This is a genomic window from Streptomyces albospinus (assembly GCF_014648695.1).
In the GTDB taxonomy this organism is placed as follows: domain Bacteria; phylum Actinomycetota; class Actinomycetes; order Streptomycetales; family Streptomycetaceae; genus Streptomyces; species Streptomyces albospinus.
Genome location: NZ_BMRP01000039.1, coordinates 17263 through 27551 on the forward strand (window position 1 = coordinate 17263; position 10289 = coordinate 27551).

Here is a 10289-nt window from a genome sequence, read left to right on the forward strand (position 1 = left end):
CCGCGGCCCGCGCCGCCGAGGCCCTGGGGCTGACCCCGCGGCAGGTCCGCGCCGACTGGGACCGGGCCCGGCTCGCCGGACTCGTCGAACTCCACGACGGCATCGCCCGCCCCGGCTGGCGGCTGCGCGCCTGGGACCGCGACGACACGGCGGTGCTGCGCGGCTGGGTGGCGCTCTTCGACGCCTGGTCGCTGGCCCTGCCCACCCCGGCCGGGGCCGGCCCCACGATCGTCGCCGAAGTCGTCGAGGCGGTACCGCAGCTGCTGTCCCTGCTGCATCTGTCGGCCGGGCCCGTACGGCTGCCGGCGCTGCTCGACATGCTCGACCAGCGCGTCGCCGAACTGCGCACCGAACGCTGCGAGGTCCCCTACGGCCAGGACCCCGCCGCGGACGGTGCCGGCAGCACGGGGACGGCCAGCGACGCCGCGGGGGCGCCGCTGGCCGGACTCCTGGGCTGGGCGCTGGACGCGCTGCTCGCCGTCGGCGCGCTGATGCCGCCGGACGGTGCGCCCGACGGCTCCCACGAGGGCGGCCACCGCGGGCCCGAGGCCCAGCTGACGCCGCTCGGCAACTGGTCGGTGTGGGTCAAGCTGGAGCAGATCTGCGTCGCCGCGCAGAGCACGGCAGGCCATATCGAGCAGTCCGCGGAAGCGATGCTGCGCGGCTGCGCCCGGTTGACCCCGGGGCCGGCCCGCGCCGAATACCGCGCCTGGCTCGCCGCCCGCTCCGTGGGCGCCGCCGTCGAGGAACTGCTGACCGTGGCCCGCGGCGAGGACGCGCTGCTGCGCGGGCTGGCCTTCGAGGCGCTGCGCGCGGTCGGCGCCCCCGCCGAGCCCGCCGTACGGACCGCCGCCGACGAACCGGGGCTGCGGCCCTACGCCCTGCTGTGGCTCGTCGAGCACGACGGCGGCGACCCGGAGACCGCCCCCGACGTCCTCACCCGCGAGGAGTCGACCTGGCTGTGGGTGGACACCGCGGCGGCGGTCGCCGACCACGGAGAGACCCAACTCCTGGTCCGGCACCTGGACTCGGCGGTCCAGGGCTCGGTGCCGCGCCTGCTGGAGGAGGTGCGCGCCGTCGGCCACCCGCGCACCGTGCAGGTGCTGGTGGCGCTGGCCGCGGCGCATCCCGATCCGGCACTCGCCAAGGCCGTCCGCCGCGCGGCCTTCCAGGTCCACACGGGCGGGGCGTAGCAACCGCCCCGCCGCGGCCGGGCGGTGGCGGGTCAGGCTCCCGCACCGCCCGGCGCGTACGTCCCGAAGCTCCAGATGTTGCCCTCGATGTCCCGGGCCATGTAGTCGCGGGAGCCGTAGTCCTGGTCCGTGGGCGGCATCAGGATCTCCACCCCGGCCAGCTCGGCCCGCCGGAAGTGGGCGTCGGCGTCCTCGACGACGACATAGACGCCGGCCGGACCGGCGTCGCCCATCGCCTCGTCGAAGAGGCCGCCGCGGCCCTTCGAGCCGAGCATGACCGTGCCGTTCCCGTAGGACAGTTCGGCGTGCAGCACCGTGCCGTCCTCGGTTTCGTACTTCGCGCCGACGGTGAAGCCGAACGCCTCCGTCAGCTGCTTGATGGCGGCCGGTGCGTCCCCGTAGAGCACCGTCGGGTACATCGTCGGCGTACCTGTCATGCTGATCACCGCACCTCTCGCGTGGTCGCGCCGAAGCCCGGCAACCGGGCTCCTGTGTCCTGCCTCACAGTCTTGCACCGGGGTCCGACAGTGCCGGAAAACGACTTGCACCGGCCCGTTAGACTGCCTGCATGGCAGTTCTCCTCTGGGTTCATTAGACGGCGTAGACCGCTCTCGGACCGTCCGTCCAACCCGCCGTCTTCCTGCCCTGGAGTTTTTTCCGTGATCACCGCTTCCGGCCTTGAGCTGCGCGCCGGCGCCCGAATCCTCATCGAGTCCGCCTCCTTCCGTGTCGCCAAGGGCGACCGCATCGGCCTGGTCGGCCGCAACGGCGCCGGCAAGACCACCCTCACCAAGGTGCTGGCCGGCGAGGGCATCCCGGCCGGCGGCTCGGTCACCCGCTCCGGCGAGGTCGGCTATCTGCCCCAGGACCCGCGCACCGGCGACCTGGACGTGCTCGCCCGCGACCGGATCCTCTCCGCCCGCGGGCTGGACGCCGTGCTCCGCAAGATGCGGGAGAACGAGGACCGGATGGCGAACGGCAAGGGCGCCACCCGCGAGAAGGCGATGAAGAAGTACGAGCGCCTGGAGACCGAGTTCCTCACCAAGGGCGGCTACGCCGCCGAGGCCGAGGCCGCCACCATCGCCGCCAGCCTCGGGCTGCCCGACCGCATCCTGGGCCAGCCGCTGCACACCCTCTCCGGCGGCCAGCGGCGCCGCGTCGAACTGGCCCGGATCCTCTTCTCGGACTCCGACGTCCTGCTGCTCGACGAGCCGACCAACCACCTCGACGCGGACTCCATCGCCTGGCTGCGCGACTACCTCAAGACCTACCGCGGCGGCTTCATCGTCATCTCGCACGACGTCGACCTGGTCGAGACCGTCGTGAACAAGGTGTTCTACCTCGACGCCAACCGCTCGCAGATCGACGTCTACAACATGGGCTGGAAGCTCTACCAGCAGCAGCGCGAGGCCGACGAGAAGCGCCGCAAGCGCGAGCGCGCCAACGCCGAGAAGAAGGCCGCGGCGCTCAACTCCCAGGCCGACAAGATGCGGGCCAAGGCCACCAAGACCGTCGCCGCGCAGAACATGGCCAAGCGCGCCGACAAGCTGCTCGCCGGCCTGGAGGCGGTGCGCGCCTCCGACAAGGTCGCCAAGCTGCGCTTCCCGGACCCGGCGCCGTGCGGCAAGACCCCGCTCACCGCCGAGGGCCTGTCCAAGTCGTACGGCTCCCTGGAGATCTTCACCGACGTCGACCTGGCCATCGACAAGGGCTCCCGGGTCGTCATCCTGGGCCTCAACGGCGCCGGCAAGACGACCCTGCTGCGGCTGCTGGCGGGCGTCGAGACGCCGGACACCGGCGAGGTCCGCCCCGGCCACGGCCTCAAGCTGGGCTACTACGCCCAGGAGCACGAGACCCTGGACCCGGACCGCACGGTCCTGGAGAACATGCGCTCCGCCGCCCCGGACATGGACCTGGTCGACATCCGCAAGACGCTGGGCTCCTTCCTCTTCTCCGGCGACGACGTCGACAAGCCCGCCGGGGTCCTCTCCGGTGGCGAGAAGACCCGCCTCGCCCTGGCCACGCTGGTGGTCTCCTCCGCCAACGTGCTGCTGCTCGACGAGCCCACCAACAACCTCGACCCGGCCAGCCGCGAGGAGATCCTCGGTGCGCTGCACACCTTCACGGGCGCGGTGGTCCTGGTGACGCACGACGAGGGCGCGGTGGACGCGCTCGCGCCGGAGCGGATCATCCTGCTGCCCGACGGCGTCGAGGACCTGTGGGGCCAGGATTACGCGGATCTGGTCGCGCTGGCCTGATCAAGGTCCCGCCGATCACGGCGGATGGATCATGCCGACTGGATCATTCGGCTCAGCCGTGATCCGTCATCTGAGTGAGAACGGCTCGTACACCGGCGAGCCTGCGGCGTCCGGCCGGGTCCCTGCGGCCCGGCCGTCACCTTTTCGGCCGCATGCCATCTGACCTGCCCGTTCTCGCGGACGGCGGGGCGATGACGCCCGGCGGGGCGCACGGAACCGAGAATTCCGGGCGCCCCGGGCGCACGCCGGACGGCAAAGGATGTCTCACAGACCTTGCGGAATGGGTGGCCAGGAAGCCGGGGAGGGGTGATCATGAGAGTCCAGAGCGCACTTCCCACGAGGAGGCACGGGTGGCCGAGACTCTGAAGAAGGGCAGCCGGGTAACCGGCGCCGCGCGCGAGAAGCTCGCGGCAGACCTGAAGAAAAAGTACGACTCCGGAGCGAGCATCCGGGCGCTGGCCGAGGAAACCGGCCGCTCCTACGGATTCGTGCACCGGATGCTCAGTGAATCCGGTGTGGTCCTGCGCGGTCGCGGCGGAGCCACGAGGGGCAAGAAGGCCGCCTCGGTCTGACGGTCGCGACTCCGGGTGCAGACGGTGCCCCCCGGCCGCCCGAGCAGTCGGCCGGGAGGTTACCGTTCAGTCACTTACGCACGCAGGTGCGGCTGGCTGACTCGGAGGCGCCCTCATGACTCTGCTCGACAAGCACGGTGTCCGGCTCGCCGTGGACGACGCGATCGCCACGGTGACCCTCGCCAACGCGGCCAAGCGCAATGCACAGTCGCCCGCGATGTGGCGGGCACTGGCCGAGGCGGGTTCGCTGTTGCCGGGAAACGTACGGATCGTGGTGCTGCGCGGTGAGGGCAGGTCCTTCTCCGCGGGCCTGGACCGGCAGGCGTTCACGCCGGAAGGCTTCGACGGCGAGCCGTCGTTCCTCGATCTGGCACGCGGTACGGACGGTGAACTGGACGCCACCATCGCCGAATACCAGGAGGCGTTCACCTGGTGGCGGCGCAACGACCTGGTGTCCATCGCCGCCGTACAGGGGCATGCCATCGGTGCGGGCTTCCAGCTCGCGCTCGCCTGCGATCTGCGGGTCGTGGCACAGGACGTCCAGTTCGCCATGCGCGAGACCAGCCTGGGGCTCGTCCCGGATCTGACCGGTACCCACCCGTTGGTCGGGCTGGTCGGCTACGCCCGGGCGCTGGAGATCTGCGCCACCGGGCGCTTTGTGCACGCCGACGAGGCCGAGCGGATCGGCCTCGCCAATCTCGTCGTCCCCGGTGACGAACTCGACGCCGCGGTGGCCGACCTGGCCGCCGCGCTCACCGCCGCGCCCCGGGACGCCGTCATCGAGACCAAGGCCCTGCTGGCCGGCGCCGCGGGCCGCACGTACGAGGAGCAGCGCCGCGCCGAACGGGCCGCCCAGGCCCGCCGCCTCCGGGACCTGGCAGGCGTCGGCGACTAGCCGGTCCCCTCAGGTGTCCACCGCGGTGACCGGAACGGCGTGCCTGCCCGTTCCCGGTCACCGCGTCACTCTTTCCCGGACCCCGTCCGCGGCCTGCCGCACTCGGCCGCGCGCCGCGGCCGGGTGCGGCACTCCGCTGCCGCGTCCCCGGAGCGGGCCCGGGAAACCGCACCTAGTGTGGGGAGCGGAGCGGGTGGTCCGCTCCCCCTCGGGCGGCTCGGAAGGGACGCACCGCGATGACCGAGAGCCAGCAGAGCGCAGCCGCGGCGAAACCTCCGGTGAAGCGGGGCGGCGGCGACCCCGGGGCCCGTGGCCGCACCACGATCGCCGACGGTGTCGTGGAGAAGATCGCCGGGCTCGCGGCCCGCGACGTCCTCGGCGTCCACGCGATGGGCAGCGGTCTGGCCCGTACGCTCGGCGCGGTCCGCGGCCGGGTGCCGGGCGGCAGCCGGTCGGCCCCCGCGACGCGCGGGGTGAAGGCCGAGGTCGGTGAGGTGCAGACCGCGCTGGACCTGGAGATCGTGGTCGATTACGGCGTCGCCATCGCGGACGTGGCGCGGGCCGTACGGGAGAACGTCATCTCCGCCGTGGAGCGGATGACCGGTCTGGAGGTCGTCGAGGTCAACATCGCGGTGAGCGATGTGAAGCTGCCCGACGAGGAGGACGAGGAAGACGGGCCGGACGCGGCCGGGAAACCGGAGCCGCGGCTCCAGTGACGTCGGCCGGCCGGAGCAGAAGCGAAGGAGCGCACGATGAGCATGGCCGTGGTCGGTCTTGTGGCCGGGATGGCGCTGGGCTTCGCCGCATACTTCGGGGGGTTCGGCGCGTTCGTCCTGGTGGCGGCGCTGGGCGCCGTCGGGTTCATGGCCGGCAGACTCTTCGAAGGGGACCTGGAGGCAGGGGATTTCTTCCGCACCCCCCGCACCGGGGACCGCGACGGCCGGCGGCGGTGAGGCCGGGTGGCGACGGTGTCCGCGCGGGCCGGTGCCGCCGGCGTACCGGCGGGTGAGCGGGGCGCGACCCTGGTCGCCGACCGGGTGGTGGCGAAGATCGCCGCACGGGCCGCCCGTGAGGCGCTGCGCGCCGCGTGCCCCGGCGACCCCACCGACGCGCACGCGACGGTGACCGTGCAGCGCCGCGATGTCCGGCCGCCCTTCGGCGAGGCCCGGCTGTATGTCGCCGTGGAGCTCGGCTACCCCGTCGACATCGGTGCGCACGCCCGGCTGGTGCGCCGCCATGTCACCGAACGCGTACGGGCGTTGGCGGGGATGGCGGTGTCCGAGGTGGCGGTGCGGGTCGAGCGGCTGCACTCACCGCTGCTCGCGGACCGGGAGCGGGTGCGGGTGCGATGAGTGGGGACGGCGACGCACGGCAGGGCGCCCGGCGGATGCCCGCACCCGGTGAACAGCCCGGTGCCGGGGGCGGGTTGACCGGGTCGGCAGGGGTGGCGCGGCCCTCCCCGGGCGGTGCGCACCCGGACACCGGCCCGGCCGGCGGCGGGCACGCTGGCCGCTTCTGGTCGTCCCGCCGGGTGCCGTCGGCGCTGGTCGCACTGGTGCTGCTGGCTGCCGCCGGTCTGCTGCTGCTCGACGTGGCCGCGGTGCGCGCCCACCGCCCCGCGGCGGCCTGGCGCCGTGGGCTGGCGGACGAACTGGCCACCCGTCACCTGGACGACCCCTGGATGCAGGCCGGCGCGGCAGCCGCGGTGCTGCTGGGGATCTGGCTGATCGTGCTGGCCGTCACCCCTGGCCTGCGGGCGGTGCTGCCGATGCGGCGCACCGCCCCCGGGGTCCGGGCCGGGCTCGACCGGCCGGCCGCCGCGCTGGTGCTGCGCGACCGGGCCCTGGAGGTCGCCGGGGTGCAGTCCGTACGGATGACCGTCGGCCGCCGCCGGGCGTACGCCCGCGCCGTCGCGCACTTCCGCGAACTGGGCGCGGTCCGCCGCGATCTGGACACCGCGCTCGGCGACGGGCTGCGGCAACTGGGCCTGGCGCACCGGCCGGCGCTCACCGTCTACGTACGGCGTCCGAGGAAGGGGTGACCGCGCCGTGCCCGGGGCCCGCGGAACGGTCAACCGGCTGCTGCTCGGCCTGACCGGCGCCGTGCTGCTCGCGGCCGGCGGGATGGTGCTGCTGGGCGGTTCCGACCTGCCCGCGCGGCTGCACCTCGGCCTGCCCGGCGGATGGCCCTGGGCCCGCCCCGACGCGGTCCTCCTCCCGGCCCGCGACCGCACCCGCTGGACGGACCGCGGCTGGTGGTGGCCGGCCGTCATCGCCGCTCTGGCCGCCCTCGTCGTGCTGCTCCTGTGGTGGTTGCTGGCCCAGCTCCGGCGCCGCCGGCTCGGCGAGGTGCTGGTCGACTGCGGCGACGGGCAGGGCGCGCTGGTCCACGGCCGGGCCCTGGAGACCGTCCTGACGGCCGAGGCGGAGTCCCTGGACGGCGTCGAGCGGGCCGCCGTCCTGCTGACCGGCCGCCGCACGGAGCCGCGGCTGCGCGCCCTGCTCGTCCTCGCCCCGCACGCCGACCCCGGGACCGTCGTGCTGCGGCTGTCCGACGAGGCGCTGGCGCACGCGCGGACGTCGGCGGGCCTGGCACGGCTGCCCGCCGAGGTCCGGCTGCGGGCGGTGCGCCACAGGCCGGAGCGGGTGAGCTAGCCCCCGTCCGCGACGGCCCTCTCAGAAGCCGTGGCGCGCGCCCCCGTCCACCGGGACCATCACCCCGGTGACGTACGAGGCGGCCGGCGACAGCAGGAACGCGGCGGTGCGGCCGAACTCCTCGGGGCGGCCGTAGCGGCCCAGGGGAATGGAGGCGGAGTTGCGGGCGCGGGTGCCCTCGGGGTCGCCGGAGAGGGCATCGAGCTGGGTCATGCGGTCGGTGGCGATCCGCCCCGGGAGGACGCCGAGGACGCGGATGCCGCGCGGGCCCAGCTCGTCGGCGAGGGACTTGGCGAAGCCGGCGAGGCCGGGGCGCAGGCCGTTGGAGATGGTGAGCCCGGGGATCGGCTCGTGGACGGAGCCGGAGAGGACGAAGCCGATGACACCGCCCTCGTCGAGCACCGCGGCGGCCTCACGGGCGAGCCGAACCGCGCCGAGGAAGACCGACTCGAAGGCCGTCCGCCACTGGTCGTCGGTGTTGTCGGCGGTCGTCCCGGGGGCCGGGCCGCCCACGCTGATGAGCACGCCGTCCAGCCGGCCGAAGCGCTCGCGGGCGGTCGACACCAGGCGGGCGGCGGCGTCCGGGTCGGCGTTGTCGGCGGCGACGCCGAACGCCCGGTCGCCCAGGGCGGCGGCGGCCTTGGCGGCGCTCTCCTCGGTGCGTCCGGTGACGACGACGTTGGCGCCGTCGGCGACCAGTTCGCGGGCGGTGGCGAAGCCGAGGCCGCGGGTCGCTCCGGTGACGAGATATGTCCGGTCGGTGAGTCCAAGATCCATGGCCCTAGTCTGCACCCGGCGCGCCGAGCAGCCCGAACGCGGTGCCGACCAGGCCGATATGGCTGAACGCCTGCGGGAAGTTGCCCAGTTGGCGCCCGGCGGACGGGTCGTACTCCTCGGAGAGCAGCCCGACGTCGTTGCACAGCGCCAGCAGCCGCTCGAACAGCTCCCGGGCCTCCTCGTGGCGGCCGGTCAGCTGGAGCGCGTCGGCGAGCCAGAACGAGCAGACCAGGAACGCCCCCTCGCCGCCCGGCAGCCCGTCCACGGAGCCGCCCTCGGTGCTGTAACGGCGTACCAGACCGCCGGAGGTCAGCTCCCGGCGCACCGTGTCGACGGTGGAGCGCACCCGGGGATCGTCGCCCGGGAGGAAGCCGACCCGGGGGATCAGCAGCGTCGCGGCGTCCAGTTCCACCGAGCCGTAGTGCTGGGTGAAGGTGCCGCGGCCGGCGTCGTAGCCCCGCTCGCAGACCTCCCGGTGCACCTCGTCGCGCATCGCCCGCCAGCGGTCGACGTCCCCGCCGAGCTTCGGATCCGCCTCGATCGCCCGCACCGCGCGGTCGGCCGCGACCCAGGCCATGACCTTGGAGTACACGAAGTGCCGGCGCGGGCCGCGGATCTCCCAGATCCCCTCGTCTGGGTCGCGCCAGGTGGACGCCAGGTAGTCGACCAGCGCCCGCTGGATGCTCCAGGCGTGCGCCTCGGCCGGCAGCCCCGCTCTCCGGGCCACGTGGAACGAGTCGATCACCTCGCCGTAGACGTCGAGCTGCCGCTGCTCGACGGCGGCGTTGCCGATCCGCACCGGCCGCGAGTCCGCGTACCCGGACAGCCAGGGCACCTCGGTCTCCGGCAGCCGCCGCTCCCCGCCCAGCCCGTACATGATCTGGAGGTCGGCGGGGGCGCCGGCCACCGCGCGCAGCAGCCAGTCCCGCCAGGCGCCGGCCTCGTCCAGATACCCGGCGGAAATCAGGGAGTTCAGGGTCAGGCTGGCGTCGCGCAGCCAGCAGTAGCGGTAGTCCCAGTTGCGCACGCCGCCCGGCTCCTCGGGGAGCGAGGTGGTGGGGGCCGCGACGATGCCGCCGGTGGGCGCGTAGGTGAGCGCCTTGAGGGTGATCAGGGAGCGGACCACGGCGGCGCGGTAGGGACCGGTGTAGCGGCAGCGCGCCGACCAGTCGTGCCAGTCCTCCAGGGTGTCCGCCAGCGCCTGGAAGGGGTCGATCCGCGCCGGGCGGGGCTCGTGCGAGGGGTGCCAGGTCAGCACGAACGCGGTGCGCTCGCCCGCCGCGACGGTGAAGTCGGAGCAGGTGCTGAAGTCCTTGCCGTAGGTCCTGCCCCGGTCCGGGGTGCGCAGCCATACGGAGTCCGGCCCGGCGATCGCGACCCGGCAGCCCTCGGCGGCCCGCACCCAGGGCACCACCCGCCCGTAGTCGAACCGCAGCCGCAGCACCCCGCGCATCTCGACGCTGCCGTGCAGCCCCTCCACGATCCGCACGACATCGGGCATTCGGTCGCGCTGCGGCATGAAGTCGGTGACCCGGACGCTGCCGGTGGGGGTCTCCCAGACGGTGTCGAGGAGGAGCGAGTCGCCGCGGTACGAGCGCTGCGCGCGGGCGTCGGGGGAGCGCGGGGCGAGCAGCCAGTGGCCGTTGTCGTCGCCGCCGAGGAGCGCGGCGAAGCAGGCGGGGGAGTCGAAGCGGGGCAGGCACAGCCAGTCGATGGAGCCGTCGCGGCCGACGAGGGCGGCGGTCTGGAGATCGCCGATGAGCGCATAGTCCTCGATGCGTGGGGGGTGCACTCCGCGCCCCTTCCCGCCCGGCGGGAGCGCTACTCGGGGGTGGCGGCTGTCCGGGCTACGGGTTCTGCCGGAGCCGGCGGCGCAGCGTCGCCGGCTGCCTCAGTCTCCCCGCATCCGGCGGATTCGGCAGACCGTCCGGGGTCCGCCG

General features: G+C 74.1%; 12 protein-coding genes. 9 read left to right on the forward strand and 3 right to left on the reverse strand.

The window, feature by feature from the left end; all coding sequences use genetic code 11:
* Positions 1-1193, forward strand: a 1193-nt coding sequence (locus IEZ17_RS33020; protein ID WP_229852868.1) for a hypothetical protein, incomplete at its 5' end; no start/stop codon positions are given.
* 32 nt (positions 1194-1225) lie between these two features.
* Here IEZ17_RS33020 and IEZ17_RS33025 read toward each other — a convergent pair.
* Positions 1226-1630 carry a VOC family protein gene (locus IEZ17_RS33025; protein WP_189306661.1) on the reverse strand — a complete coding sequence of 135 codons (405 nt, stop codon included), beginning with the start codon at positions 1628-1630 and terminating at the stop codon, positions 1226-1228.
* Between the two features lie 222 nt (positions 1631-1852).
* On the opposite strand from IEZ17_RS33025, the gene abc-f reads away from it, so the two are divergent.
* From abc-f to amaP, 8 genes are all read left to right on the forward strand, one after another.
* The gene (abc-f, locus tag IEZ17_RS33030; protein WP_159504494.1) at positions 1853-3451 is read left to right on the forward strand and encodes a ribosomal protection-like ABC-F family protein; all 1599 of its coding nucleotides are present in this window, start codon (positions 1853-1855) and stop codon (positions 3449-3451) included.
* Positions 3452-3801: 350 nt separating this feature from the next.
* Positions 3802-4023 carry a helix-turn-helix domain-containing protein gene (locus IEZ17_RS33035; RefSeq protein ID WP_016573902.1) on the forward strand — a complete coding sequence of 74 codons (222 nt, stop codon included), beginning with the start codon at positions 3802-3804 and terminating at the stop codon, positions 4021-4023.
* 115 nt (positions 4024-4138) lie between these two features.
* Positions 4139-4918, forward strand: a complete 780-nt coding sequence (locus IEZ17_RS33040; RefSeq protein WP_189306663.1) for an enoyl-CoA hydratase/isomerase family protein — start codon at positions 4139-4141, stop codon at positions 4916-4918.
* A gap of 236 nt (positions 4919-5154) precedes the next feature.
* Positions 5155-5634, forward strand: coding sequence for an Asp23/Gls24 family envelope stress response protein (locus IEZ17_RS33045; protein ID WP_189306665.1), 480 nt, complete (start codon positions 5155-5157; stop codon positions 5632-5634).
* Between the two features lie 36 nt (positions 5635-5670).
* Positions 5671-5871 (forward strand): hypothetical protein, encoded by a 201-nt coding sequence (locus tag IEZ17_RS33050; RefSeq protein WP_189306667.1) that lies wholly within the window; start codon positions 5671-5673, stop codon positions 5869-5871.
* A gap of 6 nt (positions 5872-5877) precedes the next feature.
* Positions 5878-6270 (forward strand): Asp23/Gls24 family envelope stress response protein, encoded by a 393-nt coding sequence (locus IEZ17_RS33055; protein WP_189306669.1) that lies wholly within the window; start codon positions 5878-5880, stop codon positions 6268-6270.
* The gene (locus IEZ17_RS33060) at positions 6267-6959 is read left to right on the forward strand and encodes a DUF6286 domain-containing protein (protein ID WP_189306671.1); all 693 of its coding nucleotides are present in this window, start codon (positions 6267-6269) and stop codon (positions 6957-6959) included. The genes IEZ17_RS33055 and IEZ17_RS33060 overlap by 4 nt, the downstream gene beginning before the upstream one ends.
* A 7-nt stretch (positions 6960-6966) precedes the next feature.
* Positions 6967-7572 (forward strand): alkaline shock response membrane anchor protein AmaP, encoded by a 606-nt coding sequence (gene amaP / locus IEZ17_RS33065; RefSeq protein ID WP_189306673.1) that lies wholly within the window; start codon positions 6967-6969, stop codon positions 7570-7572.
* Positions 7573-7593: 21 nt separating this feature from the next.
* Here the strand turns inward: amaP and IEZ17_RS33070 are convergent, their stop codons facing one another.
* Positions 7594-8349 carry an SDR family oxidoreductase gene (locus tag IEZ17_RS33070; protein ID WP_189306675.1) on the reverse strand — a complete coding sequence of 252 codons (756 nt, stop codon included), beginning with the start codon at positions 8347-8349 and terminating at the stop codon, positions 7594-7596.
* 4 nt (positions 8350-8353) lie between these two features.
* On the reverse strand, positions 8354-10141 hold the full coding sequence (locus tag IEZ17_RS33075) for a glycoside hydrolase family 15 protein (protein WP_189306677.1): 1788 nt from the start codon (positions 10139-10141) through the stop codon (positions 8354-8356).
* Between the last annotated feature and the right edge of the window lie 148 nt (positions 10142-10289).

Excerpts from the sequence above, each read along its gene's own strand:
- IEZ17_RS33045 (WP_189306665.1), top strand. The coding sequence starts at position 5,155 with ATGACCGAGAGCCAGCAGAGCGCAGCCGCGGCGAAACCTCCGGTGAAG.
- IEZ17_RS33060 (WP_189306671.1), top strand. The coding sequence starts at position 6,267 with ATGAGTGGGGACGGCGACGCACGGCAGGGCGCCCGGCGGATGCCCGCA.
- IEZ17_RS33070 (WP_189306675.1), bottom strand. The coding sequence starts at position 8,349 with ATGGATCTTGGACTCACCGACCGGACATATCTCGTCACCGGAGCGACC.
- IEZ17_RS33050 (WP_189306667.1), top strand. The coding sequence starts at position 5,671 with ATGAGCATGGCCGTGGTCGGTCTTGTGGCCGGGATGGCGCTGGGCTTC.
- IEZ17_RS33025 (WP_189306661.1), bottom strand. The coding sequence starts at position 1,630 with ATGACAGGTACGCCGACGATGTACCCGACGGTGCTCTACGGGGACGCA.
- IEZ17_RS33040 (WP_189306663.1), top strand. The coding sequence starts at position 4,139 with ATGACTCTGCTCGACAAGCACGGTGTCCGGCTCGCCGTGGACGACGCG.